The organism is Nocardia sp. NPDC004260, from assembly GCF_053603155.1.
Genome location: NZ_JBSGEZ010000013.1, coordinates 1 through 15,919 on the forward strand (window position 1 = coordinate 1; position 15,919 = coordinate 15,919).

Sequence of the window (15,919 nt, forward strand, 5' to 3'; positions counted from 1 at the left end):
GCGCGGCGACGTAGACGTTAGCCGAATCGGCCATGATTGTGCCCCTTTCGAAGGCGTAGTGATCCGGGCCTGCCCAAGCTCATGCTGTTCGACGAGCCGACCTCGGCGCTGGATCCGGAGCTGGTCGGCGAGGTCCTCACGGTCATGCGGGAACTGGCCCGCTCGGGCATGACGATGGTCGTGGTGACCCATGAGATGGGATTCGCCCGCGAGGTCGCCGACCAGCTGGCGTTCATGGACGGCGGCGTGGTCGTGGAGGCGGGGCCGCCCAGGCAACTGCTGGCCGATCCGCAGCACGAGCGCACGAAGGCGTTCCTCTCGCGACTGCTCTGAGCGGGGTTACGTCCCGGCGCGCAATGCGATGCGCAGCTGCCCGAGCAGCACTTTGGCCGCCGGGCTCGCGGGACGGTCGGTGCGCCAGGCCAGTGCCAGGCGCCCGCGCGGTTCCGGTTCGACGATCCGGACGGTCCGCACCCCGAAGGCCGCGGCCTCCTCGGTGCTGAGCGCGGGCACGACCGCGACGCCGAGACCGCGTGCGGCCAGGCGCAGCAGCAGCGCGGGCGCCGCCGCCTCGTAGGCGATCGCGGGCTCGAATCCCGCCGCGGCGCATGCCCGCTCGAAGACGCCGCGGATTCCGGTGCCGGGGGTGAGACAGATCAGCGGACGATCCCGCAGCGCGGTCAGCGGGATCTCCGCACCGTAGTCGAGGTCCGCCACCGCGACGGCGGCGACCACCGCGGTCTCCAGCACCACTTCGATGCCGATGCCCGGTTCGAGGTCCGCGCCGGTCATTCCGATCAGGGCGATGTCGAGATCACCCCGGCCGAGGGCGGCGAGCATCCGCTCGGAGGTGTCCTCGGTGAGGCTGATGCCGACCTCGGGGTGGTCGCCGTGGAATTCGGCGAGCACGGCGGCGACGTCGAACTCCTCGACCGCCGCTCCCGAGATCAGGCCGACCCGGACCTGACCCCGCAGCAACCCGCTGAACTCGTCCACCGTATGGGTGATCCGCTCGGCGGCGGCCAGCGCCGCCTGCGCGTGCCGCAGAACGGCGGCGCCCACCTCGGTCAGGGTCACCGTACGCCCGCCACGGTCGAGCAGCGGTTGGCCGAGTTCGCGCTCCAGCTGCCGGATCTGGGCGCTCAGGCCGGGCTGGGCCAGATGCAGCCGAGCCGCCGCGCGGGTGAAGCTCGCTTCCTGGGCGACCGTGACGAAGTACCGTAGCTGACGCAGCTCCATAAGCGATCATTATAAGAACTAGAAGTGCTATCTGTTTTACTTCTTTACTCTGGCCGGGCAGGGTCGAAGCCATGGGAAACAACGCCGCACAGATCGAAGAAAACAGCGACATCTTCACCGGCCCGGTCTTCCGTCCTGGCGACGACGGCTACGACGCGGAGATCGCCGGGTTCCAGACCGCCTACACCCATCGGCCCGCGCTGATCGTGGGCGCGGTGCACACCGAGGACGTGCGCGCGGCCGTGGAATACGCCGCGCGCCACGATCTGCCGATCGCCGTGCAGGCCACCGGCCACGGACTGTCGGTCGCCGCGGACGGCGGTGTGCTGATCAGCACCCGGCGCATGACCGGCATCCGGATCGATGCGGTGCGCCGGACCGCGCATGTCCGCGCGGGAGTGCGGGCGGGCGCGCTGGTGGACGCGGCGGCGGAGCACGGACTGGCGCCGCTGAACGGTTCGTCGCCGTCGGTGGGCGTGGTCGGCTATCTGCTCGGCGGCGGCGTCGGGCTGCTCGCGCGCCGGTTCGGGTACGCGGCCGAGCACGTGCGATCGATCGAGTTGGTCACCGCCGACGGCCGGGTGCGCACGCTGACGCCGGACGACGAGTTGTTCGGCGCCGTACTCGGCAGCGGGGGCAACTTCGGCGTCGTGACCGCGCTGGAAGTCGGTCTGGTCCCGGTCATCGCGGTGTACGGCGGACAGTTGATGTTCGACACGCCGCTGGTCGAGCGGGCGCTGGACGCGTGGCGACGATGGACCGCGACCGTGCCCGAGGACCTGACCTCGACGGTCACCATGCTCGCCTTCCCGGATATCCCCCAGGTGCCCGCGCCGCTGCGCGGACGGTTCGTCGCCTCCGTCCGGATCGCTTACAACGGGCCCGCGGAAGAAGGGGAACGGCTGGTCGCGCCGCTACGGGCGGTGGGGGAACGACTGAAGGACGATCTGCGCGAAATGCCGTACCCCCAGTCGCACACCATTCACAGCGACCCTGATCATCCACACGCCTACGCCGCTACCAACGCGCTACTCGGCGAATTCACCGAGGAGACGGCCGCTGCCCTGCTCGCCGCCGCGGGCCCGGATTCCGGGGCGGGCGCGGTCGTCGACGTCCGTCATCTCGGCGGGGCGCTGGCCCGCCCGAGCGATACCGGCATCGCCGTGGATCATCGCGAGGCCGCGTATGTCGTGCGAATCATCACCGGCCCCGAGGATGGCGCGACTCGCGCCGCGATCCGCGCCGCGCTGACGCCGTGGACGCTCGGGCACAGCCTCAATTTCCTCTACGGCGCGGGCGCCGAAGCGGACGAGGCGCAGACCCGCGCGGGTTATCGGCCCGACACCTACGCCCGGCTGGCCGCGCTCAAGGCCGAGCACGATCCGCGCAATCTGTTCCGCTTCAACCGCAACATCCGGCCGGAAGCCCGCTGATCGCACCGCCGCCGCGCCCTGGTGCGGCGCGGCGGCGTCATGCTATCTTCGTGATATCACTCTGATATTGGGAGAATGTCATGCAGTTTCGATCCGCGTTCCACGTCGACGGCTTTCTGGTGCTGCTCGGGTGGTTCGTGCTCACGGTCTTGTTCGGCGGCGGCGCGGCGCTCGGTTTCGCGGTGGGCGCCAGGGACGGCAACGGCTTCGCGGTTGCCGGTGCGGTGGCGGCGGTAGTCGTGGTCGTCGTCCTGCTGCTGCTCGCCACCGGGCTGACCGTGGTGAACCCGAACGAGGCCAAAGTGGTGCAGTTCTTCGGCCGCTACGTCGGCTCGGTGAGCGAGCCCGGCTTCTATTCCGTGCTCCCGCTGACCGACCGCAAGAGCATCTCGCTGCGCGTGCGGAACTTCGAGACCCAGAAGCTCAAGGTCAACGACGCCGACGGCAACCCGGTGGAGATCGCCGCGGTGGTCGTCTACCGGGTGGTGGACAGCTTCAAGGCGGCCTTCGCCGTCGACGACTACGAGGAGTACGTCGAGACCCAGTCCGAGGCGGCCGTCCGGCACTTGGCCACGACGCACCCGTACGACGCGCATGAGGCCGATCGCACCAGCCTGCGCGACGGCGCGGAGGTAGCCGGGGAACTGACCGTCGAACTGCGGGAGCGCACCGAGATGGCGGGTATCGAGGTGCTGGAGGCGCGGATCACCCACCTTGCCTACGCGCCCGAGATCGCCCAGGCCATGCTGGTCCGCCAGCAGGCCGCCCAGGTGGTCGCCGCGCGGACCCGGATCGTCGAGGGCGCGGTCGGCATGGTCGGCCTGGCGCTGGAACGGCTCGCTCAGGAGGGCATGGTGGAACTGGACGAGGAGCGCAAGGCGGCGATGGTGTCGAACCTGCTCGTCGTGTTGTGCGGTGACCGTCCCACCCAGCCCGTCGTCAACGCCGGTTCGCTCTACTCCTGAGGCGGGCTGCCCATGGCCGAGCGCAAGAAACTGCTGCTACGCCTCGACCCGGCCGTCCACGACGCCATCGCGAAGTGGGCGGCCGACGATCTGCGCAGCATCAACGCCCAGATCGAGTACGCGCTGCGCCTGGCGCTGGAGCAGGCCGGACGCAAACCGAAGTCGCAGTGACACGACCTCGATACCGATCAGAGATGGTGCCCCGGCCCGAGGGCGCGAAGACTTGCAAGGTGTCAGCAAATGTCCGGCCATCGGAACCGAAAGGGGAAATGATGACCACGGTCGTGCACATCGATGACACCGTCCGGGATTTCGAGACGTGGAAGCCCGCGTTCGACGGTCTGGAGCAGTACTACACCGAGGCGGGAGCCCGCAACTGCCGGGTGGCGCGGTTCACGCACAACCCCAACCGGGTGCTCATCGAGCTGGACTTCGACACCATGGCGGAGGCCGAAGCCTTCCGGGACGGTCTGCACAAGCTGATCGACCTGCCGCGGACGCAGGTGCTACTGGTCAGCCACGAGGTCTTCATCCTCGAGCTGGTCGATGACCGCCGCCTCACGGCCCGGGCTTCCTCGTGACGAAGATGGCCGTACCGGGGAACAGCTCACCGCGCAGCGGGCTCCACTGCCCCCATTCGCGGTCGAGCCATTCCGGCCATTCCGGTTCGACGATGTCCTCCAGCGCCAGGCCCGCCGCGACGATCTCCCTGACCCGGTCGCCGATGGTCCGGTGGTGCTCGACGTAGGTGGGCACATCGTCGCCGTCGACCTCGACGTAAGGGGTGCGGTCGAAGTACGGGATGGTGGCGGTCAGGCCCGCCGGGCCGGGATCGTCCGGGAAGATCCAGCGCATCGGGTGGTTCACCGAGAACACCCAGCGCCCACCGGGGCGCAGCACCCGCGCGACCTCGCGCATCACCTGCGCCGAATCGGCGACGAACGGCACGGCGCCGAACGCCGAGCAGGCCAGATCGAACGACGCGTCCGCGAACGGAAGGGCCTCGGCGTCCGCCTGCACCAGCGGCACTCGCGGGCCGCCGCGCGCCATCACCGCGAGGCCCCGCTCGAGCATCCCGCGCGACAGGTCGAGCCCGACGGGGCGCGCGCCCTGCCCCGCGAGCCAGCGCGAGCACGGAGCGGAGCCGCAGCCGATCTCCAGCACCGCTTTGCCGGTGACGTCGCCGAGGAATTTCATGTCGCCTTCGTGCAGGCCCTCCGGGCACCACACGAACTCGCCGCCGGGGGAGTCCACGCCGAGGAACTCCGCGTGCGTCTCGTGGTACTGCGCGGCGTCGGCGTCCCACCACCGCCTGCTGGCCAGTCTGCTGGCCGCCGATCCGATCCGGGTCCGCACCGTGCCTGCCGTTCCGAGCAGTGCGTTTGCTTGTGCATGGCGATCTTCCGACACGCCGATCAGACTATCGGCGTGGCGACCCGACCGGTTTGCCCGCCCGGACCGAGGTCGCGTACGCTGAACGCGCGAGTGTCTTCCGTACAGCCGTACCGAAGTTCAACCCGTGCTGAGTCTCACGCGCGTCGCGTGCGGTACGTTCCTAGTGTCCGTCTTCACACCTCGCGGTGAGATCGCAGCGTACCGAAAGTTCCAATGTCCGCAACCGACCACAATCCGTCCGGAGCAAACCGACATATGCCCACCACCGTCACCTCGCCGCAGGTAGCCGTCAACGACATCGGCTCCGCCGAGGATTTCCTCGCCGCCATCGACGCCACGATCAAGTACTTCAACGACGGCGACATCGTCGAAGGAACCATCGTCAAGGTCGATCGCGACGAGGTCCTGCTCGACATCGGTTACAAGACCGAAGGCGTCATCCCCTCTCGTGAACTCTCCATCAAGCACGACGTCGACCCCAACGAGGTCGTTTCCGTGGGCGATGAGGTCGAGGCCCTTGTTCTCACCAAGGAGGACAAGGAAGGCCGCCTGATCCTGTCGAAGAAGCGGGCGCAGTACGAGCGTGCGTGGGGCACCATCGAGGAGCTCAAGGAGAAGGACGAGGCCGTCAAGGGCACCGTCATCGAGGTCGTCAAGGGCGGCCTGATCCTCGACATCGGCCTGCGCGGCTTCCTGCCCGCGTCGCTGGTCGAGATGCGGCGCGTCCGCGATCTCCAGCCGTACGTCGGCAAGGAGATCGAGGCCAAGATCATCGAGCTGGACAAGAACCGCAACAACGTCGTGCTCTCCCGCCGCGCCTGGCTGGAGCAGACCCAGTCCGAGGTGCGCAGCGAGTTCCTGCACCAGCTGCAGAAGGGCCAGGTCCGCAAGGGTGTGGTCTCCTCGATCGTCAACTTCGGCGCCTTCGTCGACCTGGGCGGCGTGGACGGTCTGGTGCACGTCTCCGAGCTGTCCTGGAAGCACATCGACCACCCGTCCGAGGTCGTCGAGGTCGGCAACGAGGTCACCGTCGAGGTGCTCGACGTCGATCTGGACCGCGAGCGCGTCTCGCTGTCGCTCAAGGCGACCCAGGAAGACCCGTGGCGTCAGTTCGCCCGCACCCACGCGATCGGCCAGATCGTGCCGGGCAAGGTCACCAAGCTCGTTCCGTTCGGCGCGTTCGTCCGCGTCGAGGAGGGCATCGAGGGCCTGGTGCACATCTCCGAGCTGGCCGAGCGCCACGTGGAGGTGCCGGACCAGGTCGTGGCCGTCGGCGACGACGCGATGGTCAAGGTCATCGACATCGACCTGGAGCGTCGCCGGATCTCGCTGAGCCTCAAGCAGGCCAACGAGGACTACCACGCCGAGTTCGACCCGTCGAAGTACGGCATGGCCGACAGCTACGACGAGCAGGGCAACTACATCTTCCCCGAGGGCTTCGACCCCGACACCAACGAGTGGCTCGAGGGCTTCGACAAGCAGCGCGAGGAGTGGGAGGGCCGCTACGCCGAGGCGGAGCGTCGCCACAAGATGCACACCGCGCAGATGGAGAAGATGGCGGCCGACGCCGCGGCCGAGGCCGCGAACGGCGGTGGCGCGTCGAACTACTCCTCCGAGAGCGGTTCGCAGTCCTCCGCGGGCCAGGCCGAGCCCGCCGGCGGTTCGCTGGCCAGCGACGCCCAGCTGGCGGCTCTGCGTGAGAAGCTGTCCGGCAACGCCTGATCGGCAGTAGCCTGAGCGACTGTGCCCCAACCGGGATTTGGTTGGGGCACAGTCGTTTTCGGTGAGATTTTCAGTCGTTCTCGTGCCGCGAGGGTTTCGTCGTGCCGCGTCGCACTCGTGGCGCGCGAGCGGGCGGCCGTAGCGCCTCGTGTGGCGCCACCATCTGGGCCGTGGTGAGCGCGACGACCTGAATCTGCTCGAGCCGCAACCCGAGCGAGGCCAGCCTGGCGATGACGCCCAGCCGATGTTCCGGCAAGCCGGGGCGGATCACCAGCGGTTCCCGCTCCGGTCGACGCAAAACGTAGGCTCGACGTTCGGCGTCGAACCGCACGGGGACACCGTCCCGGATCGCCCGGTAAGCGGCCAGATCCAGTGTGCTGTGCCGGATCGGGTCGATCAGCAGCGACTCGACGAATTGATCCGCCTGCCGCAGGAACGGCTCTTGGTCCGACGGGTCCAAATGCTCGACCCGCTGGGCCACGCGGTACCGGTAATCCTCCGCGGCGGGGCGCAGCAGGGCACGGTGCCGCTCGATCTCCGCCGCGAAGGCCACGAGCTCTTCGTGGTCCACGGCGAGACGGTCGGGCGTCGAAGCAAGGACGTCGGGCATGGTGACCCCTATCTCTCGGGTTGCGGATTACTTTGTGTGGCAACCTGATCGACGTCCGACGTCCCTTATTGTGCCGGAGGGGTCCGACAGAAACCGTGCGCGGCGCCTGGCTGTTCGCCCGCACGCCCCGGATTGTTCGGCAGGCGACTCCCGCCTCAGTAGCCCACGGTGAAGCGGCGCTGAACGAAACGCGGCTGCTCGGCCTCGTCGATGAGGGCGACCGCCACGTCTTCGGCGGAGAGGTCTCCGCCGCCGACCAAGAGTTGATCGCCGCCGATCCGGAAGCGGCCGGTGCGCTCGCCCGGATCGATCCGCCCCGAGGAGGGGCTCAGGTAGGTCCAATTGCGGTTGGACAGCCGGTAGATGTTCAACGCGTCGCGCAATGCGCGCACCACCCGCGCGTAGTCCGCGGGAACGTCGAGCACTTCGGTGAGGGTGCGAGTGAAATCGGCTCCGGTGTCCAGTAATTGGATGCCGGGCGCGACTTCCAGGCTGCCCGCCCCGCCCACCGCGATCAGCCGCACGCGCGGCCGCCGGTCGAGTGCGGCGACCATCGCCCGTGCGCCCACCACGAAGTCGTCCGCTCTGGCGATGGTGTCGGCGATGCCGTGCCCGGCGTTCACCGCGCTCACGACGACGTCGAGCCCGGCTATGGCCTCGGTGATGCTGTCGGTGTCCAGCCAGTCGGCCACCGCCCACGTTTCGCTCCCCCCGCGGGTCGGGACACGCGCCGGGTCGCGCGTGAATGCGGTGACCCGGTGCCCCCGCCGCAGTGCTTCGGTGACCACGCGGGACCCGATGACGCCGGTCGCCCCGAAAACTCCGATGTCCATCATTCTCCTTATCAATGTTCACTTACTACACGCCGTTCAGTAACAACACGGCAGATAGTACCCACACGCTGTAGGGTGTCAACCGTGGCCGAGATCGTGAGAAGTCGCCGGGAGCGCCTGCGCGCCCAGACGCTGGAGGACATCACGACGATCGCGATGCGGCTGCTCGCAGAGGGCGGTCCGGACGCGATCTCGCTGCGCGCCATCGCTCGGGAGATGGGCATGACGGCGGGCGCGATCTACGGCTACTTCGCCACCCGCGACGACCTGATCTCCACCCTCATCTCGGACGTCTACACCGCCTTGGTCGACCGGCTGGAAGCGGCGCGCGACGCCGTTCCGGCGGCGGATCCGGCCGGCCGCATCATGGCCTGGGCCGAGGCCGTGCGCGCCTGGGCAATCGAACGGCCCGCCGAATTCCGGCTCATCTACGGCGATCCGGTGCCCGGCTATCGGCCGCCGCCGGGCGGACCCGCCGTCGCGGCCGAATTGCGCGCCTGTACCGGCCTGGTCGGTCTCGCGGCCGCCGCGTGGCCACGGGCCGCGGCTACCCAGTCCGCGGGTGACTGCACGTGGTCCGACTTCGACGCGAGCTTGGTCGACCATGTCCGGTCCGACTTCCCGGATCTGCCTCCCGATGCGCTCGCCCTCGCCCTGCGTCTGTGGGGCCGGATGCACGGCCCGATCGCGCTGGAGGTGTACGGCCACCTGCGTCCGCAGTCGCAGGACCCGGGGAAACTGTTCCGCGCCGAGATGCGCGACCTGGTTCGTTCGCTCGGCTTCTAGCCCGTCGGGTTCGGCGGCGGTTCCGCGGCGGCGTCGCGGAGCGCGGACGGTCTAGCGTGCCGGTCGTGTTCCCTCGTGCGATCCCGGTTCGGCGGGGCCGTGCGCGATGTCGTGAAAGGCGTTGCGCAGCAAGGCGATGATGCGCTGCGGCGGCGCGTCGCGCAGACCATCGAGTTCGAGCAGATAACGGCCGATCACCACGCCGATGGTGAGGGCTCCCAGCAATCCGGCGCGCAGGTCCGCCTCGTCGTCGCGCAACTGCCCGGCCGCTTCCCGCTGTCGCGCGGTCATGGCCGCGCGTACCTCGTCGGCGGCGTCCGGGTGGGTGAGCATCGAGCGAATCGCCGCCAGCGTGTTGACCGGCTGGTCGGCGAGCTTGATGGCGAGCGCGTCGAGCAGGAGTTCGGCCACCTGCTGCGGCGTCCCGGTGATCGGGTGGTCGTCGGCGAAGACCGCGACACGCGCGAACAAATTCTCTTTCGATCCGAAATAGCGCATCACCAGGCTCGGATCGGTGTCCGCCTCCGTCGCCACGGCCCGGATGGTCGTCCGGTCGTAGCCGATCTCCGCGAACAACCGGCCCGCCGCCGCCAGGATTCGTTCCTCGGTGTTGCGGCGCTGCTGGGCTCGGGTGGGAGTAGCGTCCATGAATTCAGTCTACGTGCGTTGACTCAAAGGCCGCCCAGGGGTAGCTTTCGGTCTACAACTGTTGACCGAATTGGAGAGTGAGGTGGTAGCGATGTGGTCCACTGTCGCCCTGGCCCTCGTTGCCGGGATCCTGGGAGTGAACGCCGTTCCGCATTTCGTGAAAGGGATGATGGGGGAGGAGTTCCCGAACGTCACGGGTAACGCGCCCGTGCGCAACTCCGTGGCCGGATTCCTCGGACTGCTGCTGACGGCGCTGCTGGTGTCCTGGGCCGACTTGGCGAGTCATCCATGGGCCGGTGCGGTGAGCATCGGCATCGGGGGCCTGAGCATGGCGGTCTTCCACGGTCTGGGTGGGGCTTACCGCCTCAATACCGCACTCGGGCTGCCGAATCCGCCTCGGCAGATGCACGCGGGTACTACTGCCTGACCTCGCGTTCCGGGCTGGTGCGGCTTCGGCGAGGCATCCGATGAGGTGTCTCGCCGTCGCCGGTCCATGAATTTCAGCGAGCCGGTGCCGGAGCGGTGCCGGCTTTCGCTGTGATGCCGAGTGCCGCGAGGATCGCCGCCACCGCGAGAATCGCCGAGCTGATTTCGAATGCGAGCCGGAATCCCTGGGTGAGTGCGGATTCGGTGGAGATCCCGGACTCCAGCAACGCGGTGCTGCGGCTGATCGCGACGGTGCTGAGCACGCCGAGCCCGAACGCGCCGCCGAGCTGTTGCGTCGTCGTCACCAGTCCGGAGGCCAATCCGGTGATGTCCTCGTGGGTTTCACCGACCGCCGCGATGGTGATCGACACGAACGCCAAGCCCATTCCGAACCCGGCGGCCAGCATGCCAGGCAACAGCTCCCGATAGCCACCCGTGGGTGACAGCCGGGACAGCGCGAGCATGCCGAGACCGCAGGCGATCATCGCGGTGGTCAGAACCCAGCGGACGCCCAAGCGTGGAGTGAGGGCCGCCGAGGTCGCGAAGCCCGCGATCACCAACGCGCAGAACGGCAGCCAGGCCGCTCCGGTTCGGGCCGGGCTGTAGTGCATGACCTGTTGCAGGTGGAGGGTGAGGAAGAACAGCATCGACAGGATCGCCGAGCAGAACAGGACGTTGGCCGCGTTGGCGACCGCCCGATCCCGATCGCGGAAGAACGACAAGGGAATCAGGGGGGATGCGTGGCGCCGTTCGCGAACGAGGAACGCGATCAGCAGCGCGAGACCCGCACCCAGCCGGAACGCCGTCGCCGCGAGAGATGTTCGGCCGCTGTCGATCAGCCCGTAGTCGAACGCCGCGACCGCCGCCGTGATCAGGGCTGCGCCGAGCCCATCGATGCGCGGCCGCACGGCCCCGCTCCGGGTTCCCGTCTCGACCAGTCGTGGGATCGCGACCAGGGCGATCAGCGCCACCGGCACATTGATGAAGAAGCACCAACGCCAGCTCGCGTACTGAGTGATGACGCCGGAAAGCACCACGCCGAGCGTGGCCGCCAAGCCGCCGAGGCCGGCCCAGATGCCCAAGGCTCGACTTCGCGCCCGTGGGTCGGTGAACAGTCCCGCGACGATGCTCAGCGCGGCCGGGCTGGCGAGTGCGCCGCCGATGCCCTGCCCCGCGCGGCTCGCCACCACCATCAAGCCGTTCTGCGCGAGGCCGGTGGTCAGTGACGCGACCGCGAACACGGAGACGCCCACCAGGAAGACGCGCTTGCCGCCGAACAGGTCGGCGCAACGTCCGCCGAAGATCAGGAACCCGCCGAACAGCAGCAGGTAGGCGTTGACGATCCAGGTCAGGTCGCTTTCGGACATGTGCAGCGAGCGCTGGATGGTGGGCAGTGCGACGTTGACCACGGTGTCGTCCAGGTTCAGCATCATCTGCACCGAGCACAACAGCGTCAACGCCAGATAGCCGGACCTCAGGCCGGGGCGTGGTGCGATCGTCGAAGTAGTCATGGTTCCTTCATTGGTGGTGTACCACTATTACCGAGTTATGGTGACATTCAATTCAATGGTGGTCAACCACTAATTAGTGCGCCGTAGGTAGGCTGTGCCGGTGAGCGAACCGCAAGAGGTGCCGAGCATGGCGGAGTTGGTCGACGTCCTGCAGCGCGCGGTCGGGCTGGTGCGTGCGCATTTCGCCGCCGCCACAGCACGTTTGGGCGTGACCCCGGCGCAGGCGAAGGCCCTGGGGCGCCTGGCTACGCCCCTGACGCCGAAGGATCTCTCCCGTCAGTTGGGTGCCGACCTGTCGAATACCGCGAGCATGGTGGACCGCTTGGAGGCGCTGGGCTTGGTGCGCAAGGACGTGCACCCCACCGATCGCCGCGCGCGCCTGCTGACTCTCACCGAGCGGGGAGTGGAGCTCCGGAGAACTCTCGATCGAGAGGTGTTCGACAACGTGCCCGCATTGGCCGTGCTCGACGAACCGGAGCGCAGGCAACTGTACGGGCTGCTGCGCCGCGTGACGTCGGGCTGATCGCGGAGAGAGACTCGGTAGCTCGGCTCGCTGCGGATGGTTTGCCGGGAGACGCACCACATCGAGAATTCCGTCGACCGCTGGTGAATGGCAATATCCCGCTGGCGATGATGCAGGGAATTCGGTCGTCGGCGCTTTTGGGACCGTTCGGTGGGTCGGGTTGCGGGAGAGGCGGTGGAAACGGCGGCGGTTTCGGAGATGTCTTTCTCTCGTTCCGGTGACGGTCACGAATCGAAATCGAGAGCATGCCGTGGCGTCGCACGGCTTCGTCACCGAATCGCAGGAGAACTCTCGTAATTATTTACGATGGCACCCGGGCATCCCGGTCCGCTCGGAGTTCGCGCTCTGGGAAGCACGGTTTATTCGGGGACGGTCGGCGCGGAGTTCCGCCGGAAGCGAGTTCGCTGTCGCGGCCCGCGACCGATCTTGCATCTGTACTTACATTCTGTCCGGCCGATGTCGGGCACCGAGAACCGCGCGCACCGAGGGTACGCAAAACAGTGGCCCAGCCTTGGCGAGAGGCTGGGCCACTTCGAGCTCGGGTTCAGCTTGCGGTAGCAGGTACCCACCGGACCGCGGGTGCGGCCGGACGGTTCCGCATGGCAGCGAAACTGTGCCGCGCGGGACTGATGAACGCGGTGAACCAAGAGCGACGGTGCTCGGCGAGCGCCGCCGCGACAGCGGGGATCTGAATGCAGTGCACTCGCCCCGCCATGCCCAGGCGGTGGCGACCCGCCCGGTTGATTCTGGTGCCCAATGGTGTTCCTTTGCTTCGCTGGTGTCGGCCTGGATCGCCACGGCGAAGATTAGCGGAACGAAACTGATCGGCAGAGTATTTTGCCCGAGTAATTGCTTCGGCGTGTCGGAAAGTCGACGCGGCCGAACCGTAAACATCCGGAATTGTTGCGAATCGGTCTCGGCGCTGTCACGGATCGGGCAAATGGCTTCCCGGGCGGTGGAATGCGCGACCGCATCGGGTAACCGGCCGGATTGCACGTCGACGGGCCGGGCATACGAGGCGGACCGTCGCCGACGCGTTCGGGGCAGCACAGGCCCGCGCCAGGCCCGGATGCGAGACTGGTCGAATGTTACGAATCGGCCTCACCGGAGGCATGGGAGCGGGGAAATCGACGGTGGCTCGGGCACTGGCCGACCTCGGCGCGGTGGTCATCGATTCCGACCTCATCGCCAGGGAGGTGGTCGAGCCGGGCACCGAGGGACTCGCCGCGCTGGTGGAAGCGTTCGGCGCAGGCATCCTCGCCGCGGACGGCAGTCTCGACCGGCCGGCCCTGGCGGCCGAGGCCTTCGGTGACGACGCGGCGCGCGCGAAACTGAATTCGATCGTGCACCCGCTCGTCGGAAAACGTACCGCGGAATTGATCGCGGCCGCATCCGCGGACGCCGTTGTGGTGCAGGATATTCCGCTTCTGGTGGAAAACGGCCTGGCGCCGTTGATGCATCTCGTGCTCATCGTCGACGTCGACGCCGAAACGCGAATTCGCCGTTTGGTGGAATTCCGTGGTGTCGCCGAATCAGATGCGCGTGCGCGTATTTCGGCGCAGGCCACCGACGAGCAGCGCCGAGCCGTTGCCGATGTATTGCTGGACAACAGTGGCGCGCCGGGTGAGGTCGAGGCGGAGGTGCGCACGCTGTGGGCGGAGCGCCTGGTGCCCTTCGAGCGCAACTTGCGCGCCGGGACGCCCGCGCGACGCGGTGACATCCGGCTGGTGCCCGCCGATCCGGCCTGGCCCGCGCAGGCGCGGCGGCTGATCGCCCGGCTGTGGGTGGCCTGCGGCAGCGCCGCCTCCCGGATCGACCACGTCGGTTCCACGTCCGTGCCGGGGCTGCCCGCCAAGGACGTCATCGATTTGCAGATCACGGTCGCCGACCTGGCCGCCGCCGACGGCCTGCGCGATGCCATCGCCGCCGCGGGATTCCCGGCGCGGCCGGAGAATACCCAGGACAATCCCAAGCCGACGCCGCAGGACCCGGCGGGCGTGGATACCGCGCTGTGGAGCAAGCGCTTCCACCAGAGCGCCGACCCCGGCCGGTTGGCCAACGTGCACGTGCGCGTCGAGGGTTCGCCGGGGCAGCAGTACGCGCTGCTGCTGCGGGATTGGCTGCGCGCCGACGCCGGGGCTCGCGCGGAGTATCTCGCCGTCAAGCGCGAGGGTGAAGCCAAGGCCGCGGGGCTGACGGGCGCGGAGGCCACCGCGGCCTACCTCGACGTCAAAGAGCCCTGGTTCGACGCCGCGTATCCGAGGGCGCTCGCTTGGCGGGAGTCGTCGGCGCCTTGACCGCTCCCGCCCCGGCCGTCCGTCGCGCTGATCGGGTCGGGTGTGCGCAGGTCCGGGACTATAGCCAGGTCAAGGTGATGTCCATGGTCTCCAGCCAGCCCTCGAAGGTGTGACCGTTGGCGGCGATGCCGTCGATGGCGGCGGTGGCGTGCTGAACCGCCGCCTCGGCGTCGGCGAGGCTGATCAGGCCCGCGGCGTGCGCGGCGATCAGCTCATCGACGTCGAGCAGCTGCGTCTCGCGTGCGGAGCGCACGACGATGTCGAGGTAGTGATCGACGGACTTCCACTTCTTCGGAGCGACCGGCGTGAATTCACCGATGTCGAGGTAATAGTCCTGGTCGCGCCGATGCCCGGGCAGGTAGTGGAAGATGGTCGCGCGCAGGTGCAGCTTCGGCAGCAACCAGGACTCGATGTAGTGGAACTGCGGGTGATCCGAGGTGCGCGCCATGTACAGGCCCCACGGCTCGGCGTGGTACTTCTCGACCGGGCGCACGAAGCCTTTCGGATCCGTGTTCGTCAGGTCCGCGAGGTTGAAGTACTCGACTTTGGGCCGGTGCACGTCGACGATGGGTGCCTGCGTCATGCATCAAGAATCTACCGCCGTTCCCGGCGCGTCGAGCCGGAGGCAGTAATCCGCGGGCTACATCCAGGTGAGGGTGATGCCGTGGGTGGCGAGCCAGCCCTCCACGCGGTGATCGTGCGCGGCCAGCCCGTCCAGCACGGCCGTGGCCCGCTCGAACGCCCGGTGCGCCTGCGCCGTCTCGACCAGTCCCGCGGCATGCGCGGCGAGCAGTTCGTCGACGCCGAGCAGTTCGGCGGTGCCGCCGCGGCGCACGACGATGGACAAGTACTGGTCCACCGCCTTCCAGCGTTTCTGGCCGACCCGGCTGAACTCGCCGACGTCGAGGCGGAAGACCGGTTCCCGGTGGTGTGCCGGGTTGGTCCGCGCCAGCGTCGCGCGCAACGAGAGTCCCGGCAGCAACCAGGATTCGAGGTAGTGCGAATCCGGTCCGCCGACCCGGCGGGCCATGTACAGGCCCCACGGCTCGACGTGGAAGCGGTCGACCGGGCGGACGAAGCCCTTGGCGTCGGTGTTGCTGAGTTCGGCCAGATTGAAGAACTCCACCCGCGGCCGGTGCGGCGCCGGTCTGACCGGAGCGATCGGCCCTGGTGGGGCGGCCATGACGGCGCCGGCGACGGAGGGAACCACCGCGCGGATGTCTCTGGCGACGTACCCGGCGATGCCGGTCACAGCCGGCACGGCGACGAGCAATGGAATCAGACCGCTCATGGCTTTTGTCCTTCACCACGTCCGAACAACCAGATCAGGTTACACCTGGGTCGGGGTGACCGCCCGGTTCGCGATAAGGTGTTCTCTCACACGAAACCTGTTGCCGCAACGGACATTTCGGACATGTAACCGTTCGCGCCGAGCGAGGGTGCGGGGGCTGTGAGGATGCGGTCGAGCGCCGGCCGCATGGCGAACTTCCTGCCGCCGAGGTTGATAGGAGCGGGCTCGCACCGCTTCATC

General features: G+C 68.2%; 17 protein-coding genes and 1 pseudogene. 10 read left to right on the plus strand and 8 right to left on the minus strand.

The window, feature by feature from the left end; all coding sequences use genetic code 11:
* Window positions 1–72: 72 nt before the first annotated feature.
* A pseudogene (locus tag ACWEO7_RS10025) lies at window positions 73–333 on the plus strand (ectoine/hydroxyectoine ABC transporter ATP-binding protein EhuA); the annotation flags it as partial.
* A gap of 6 nt (window positions 334–339) precedes the next feature.
* Here the strand turns inward: ACWEO7_RS10025 and ACWEO7_RS10030 are convergent.
* Window positions 340–1,239, minus strand: a complete 900-nt coding sequence (locus ACWEO7_RS10030; RefSeq protein ID WP_452422360.1) for a LysR family transcriptional regulator — start codon at window positions 1,237–1,239, stop codon at window positions 340–342.
* 71 nt (window positions 1,240–1,310) lie between these two features.
* Between ACWEO7_RS10030 and ACWEO7_RS10035 the strand changes: the two genes are divergently transcribed.
* From ACWEO7_RS10035 to ACWEO7_RS10050, 4 genes are all read left to right on the plus strand, one after another.
* Entirely contained in the window at window positions 1,311–2,672 is a 1,362-nt protein-coding gene (locus ACWEO7_RS10035; RefSeq protein WP_452422361.1) for an FAD-binding oxidoreductase, read from the plus strand.
* An 80-nt stretch (window positions 2,673–2,752) separates the two neighbouring features.
* Complete coding sequence (locus ACWEO7_RS10040; protein ID WP_355078229.1) at window positions 2,753–3,637, plus strand: SPFH domain-containing protein; 885 nt, start codon at window positions 2,753–2,755, stop codon at window positions 3,635–3,637.
* Between the two features lie 12 nt (window positions 3,638–3,649).
* Window positions 3,650–3,808, plus strand: coding sequence for a toxin-antitoxin system HicB family antitoxin (locus ACWEO7_RS10045; protein ID WP_168434213.1), 159 nt, complete (start codon window positions 3,650–3,652; stop codon window positions 3,806–3,808).
* A gap of 101 nt (window positions 3,809–3,909) precedes the next feature.
* Window positions 3,910–4,218, plus strand: a complete 309-nt coding sequence (locus tag ACWEO7_RS10050; RefSeq protein WP_452422362.1) for a hypothetical protein — start codon at window positions 3,910–3,912, stop codon at window positions 4,216–4,218.
* On the opposite strand, the gene ACWEO7_RS10055 is transcribed toward ACWEO7_RS10050, so the two are convergent.
* Complete coding sequence (locus ACWEO7_RS10055) at window positions 4,196–5,047, minus strand: class I SAM-dependent methyltransferase (RefSeq protein WP_452422364.1); 852 nt, start codon at window positions 5,045–5,047, stop codon at window positions 4,196–4,198. The two genes, ACWEO7_RS10050 and ACWEO7_RS10055, sit on opposite strands and share 23 nt — an antisense overlap.
* A 240-nt stretch (window positions 5,048–5,287) precedes the next feature.
* Here ACWEO7_RS10055 and rpsA point away from each other — a divergent pair, with 240 nt between their 5' ends.
* Window positions 5,288–6,754 carry a 30S ribosomal protein S1 gene (rpsA, locus tag ACWEO7_RS10060; RefSeq protein WP_039797295.1) on the plus strand — a complete coding sequence of 489 codons (1,467 nt, stop codon included), beginning with the start codon at window positions 5,288–5,290 and terminating at the stop codon, window positions 6,752–6,754.
* Between the two features lie 70 nt (window positions 6,755–6,824).
* Here the strand turns inward: rpsA and ACWEO7_RS10065 are convergent, their stop codons facing one another.
* Together ACWEO7_RS10065 and ACWEO7_RS10070 are read right to left on the minus strand one after the other, a co-directional pair.
* Window positions 6,825–7,325, minus strand: a complete 501-nt coding sequence (locus ACWEO7_RS10065; protein WP_452422366.1) for a hypothetical protein — start codon at window positions 7,323–7,325, stop codon at window positions 6,825–6,827.
* A gap of 194 nt (window positions 7,326–7,519) precedes the next feature.
* Window positions 7,520–8,197, minus strand: coding sequence for an NAD(P)-dependent oxidoreductase (locus ACWEO7_RS10070; RefSeq protein WP_452422368.1), 678 nt, complete (start codon window positions 8,195–8,197; stop codon window positions 7,520–7,522).
* A gap of 84 nt (window positions 8,198–8,281) precedes the next feature.
* Here ACWEO7_RS10070 and ACWEO7_RS10075 point away from each other — a divergent pair, with 84 nt between their 5' ends.
* On the plus strand, window positions 8,282–8,983 hold the full coding sequence (locus tag ACWEO7_RS10075; protein WP_452422370.1) for a TetR/AcrR family transcriptional regulator: 702 nt from the start codon (window positions 8,282–8,284) through the stop codon (window positions 8,981–8,983).
* A 51-nt stretch (window positions 8,984–9,034) separates the two neighbouring features.
* Here ACWEO7_RS10075 and ACWEO7_RS10080 read toward each other — a convergent pair whose 3' ends face one another.
* The gene (locus tag ACWEO7_RS10080) at window positions 9,035–9,631 is read right to left on the minus strand and encodes a TetR/AcrR family transcriptional regulator (RefSeq protein ID WP_452422371.1); all 597 of its coding nucleotides are present in this window, start codon (window positions 9,629–9,631) and stop codon (window positions 9,035–9,037) included.
* 91 nt (window positions 9,632–9,722) lie between these two features.
* On the opposite strand from ACWEO7_RS10080, the gene ACWEO7_RS10085 reads away from it, so the two are divergent.
* On the plus strand, window positions 9,723–10,058 hold the full coding sequence (locus ACWEO7_RS10085; RefSeq protein ID WP_452422373.1) for a hypothetical protein: 336 nt from the start codon (window positions 9,723–9,725) through the stop codon (window positions 10,056–10,058).
* A gap of 73 nt (window positions 10,059–10,131) precedes the next feature.
* Here the strand turns inward: ACWEO7_RS10085 and ACWEO7_RS10090 are convergent, their stop codons facing one another.
* On the minus strand, window positions 10,132–11,568 hold the full coding sequence (locus tag ACWEO7_RS10090) for an MFS transporter (RefSeq protein ID WP_452422375.1): 1,437 nt from the start codon (window positions 11,566–11,568) through the stop codon (window positions 10,132–10,134).
* Window positions 11,569–11,668: 100 nt separating this feature from the next.
* Between ACWEO7_RS10090 and ACWEO7_RS10095 the strand changes: the two genes are divergently transcribed.
* Together ACWEO7_RS10095 and coaE are read left to right on the plus strand one after the other, a co-directional pair.
* Window positions 11,669–12,091 carry a MarR family winged helix-turn-helix transcriptional regulator gene (locus ACWEO7_RS10095; RefSeq protein ID WP_452422377.1) on the plus strand — a complete coding sequence of 141 codons (423 nt, stop codon included), beginning with the start codon at window positions 11,669–11,671 and terminating at the stop codon, window positions 12,089–12,091.
* A gap of 1,085 nt (window positions 12,092–13,176) precedes the next feature.
* A complete protein-coding gene (gene coaE / locus ACWEO7_RS10100) occupies window positions 13,177–14,388 on the plus strand; it encodes a dephospho-CoA kinase (RefSeq protein ID WP_452422379.1) in 1,212 nt (403 codons plus the stop codon).
* Between the two features lie 58 nt (window positions 14,389–14,446).
* On the opposite strand, the gene ACWEO7_RS10105 is transcribed toward coaE, so the two are convergent.
* Together ACWEO7_RS10105 and ACWEO7_RS10110 are read right to left on the minus strand one after the other, a co-directional pair.
* Window positions 14,447–14,971: a DUF402 domain-containing protein gene (locus ACWEO7_RS10105; RefSeq protein ID WP_452422381.1), complete on the minus strand. Its 525-nt coding sequence runs from the start codon at window positions 14,969–14,971 to the stop codon at window positions 14,447–14,449.
* Window positions 14,972–15,028: 57 nt separating this feature from the next.
* Window positions 15,029–15,679, minus strand: coding sequence for a DUF402 domain-containing protein (locus tag ACWEO7_RS10110; RefSeq protein WP_452422383.1), 651 nt, complete (start codon window positions 15,677–15,679; stop codon window positions 15,029–15,031).
* Window positions 15,680–15,919 lie beyond the last annotated feature (240 nt).

Coding starts and splice junctions, on each gene's coding strand:
- ACWEO7_RS10030 (WP_452422360.1), bottom strand. CDS start 1,239: ATGGAGCTGCGTCAGCTACGGTACTTCGTCACGGTCGCCCAGGAAGCG.
- ACWEO7_RS10035 (WP_452422361.1), top strand. CDS start 1,311: ATGGGAAACAACGCCGCACAGATCGAAGAAAACAGCGACATCTTCACC.
- ACWEO7_RS10040 (WP_355078229.1), top strand. CDS start 2,753: ATGCAGTTTCGATCCGCGTTCCACGTCGACGGCTTTCTGGTGCTGCTC.
- ACWEO7_RS10045 (WP_168434213.1), top strand. CDS start 3,650: ATGGCCGAGCGCAAGAAACTGCTGCTACGCCTCGACCCGGCCGTCCAC.
- ACWEO7_RS10050 (WP_452422362.1), top strand. CDS start 3,910: ATGACCACGGTCGTGCACATCGATGACACCGTCCGGGATTTCGAGACG.
- rpsA (WP_039797295.1), top strand. CDS start 5,288: ATGCCCACCACCGTCACCTCGCCGCAGGTAGCCGTCAACGACATCGGC.
- ACWEO7_RS10070 (WP_452422368.1), bottom strand. CDS start 8,197: ATGGACATCGGAGTTTTCGGGGCGACCGGCGTCATCGGGTCCCGCGTG.
- ACWEO7_RS10080 (WP_452422371.1), bottom strand. CDS start 9,631: ATGGACGCTACTCCCACCCGAGCCCAGCAGCGCCGCAACACCGAGGAA.
- ACWEO7_RS10085 (WP_452422373.1), top strand. CDS start 9,723: ATGTGGTCCACTGTCGCCCTGGCCCTCGTTGCCGGGATCCTGGGAGTG.
- ACWEO7_RS10090 (WP_452422375.1), bottom strand. CDS start 11,568: ATGACTACTTCGACGATCGCACCACGCCCCGGCCTGAGGTCCGGCTAT.
- coaE (WP_452422379.1), top strand. CDS start 13,177: ATGTTACGAATCGGCCTCACCGGAGGCATGGGAGCGGGGAAATCGACG.
- ACWEO7_RS10105 (WP_452422381.1), bottom strand. CDS start 14,971: ATGACGCAGGCACCCATCGTCGACGTGCACCGGCCCAAAGTCGAGTAC.
- ACWEO7_RS10110 (WP_452422383.1), bottom strand. CDS start 15,679: ATGAGCGGTCTGATTCCATTGCTCGTCGCCGTGCCGGCTGTGACCGGC.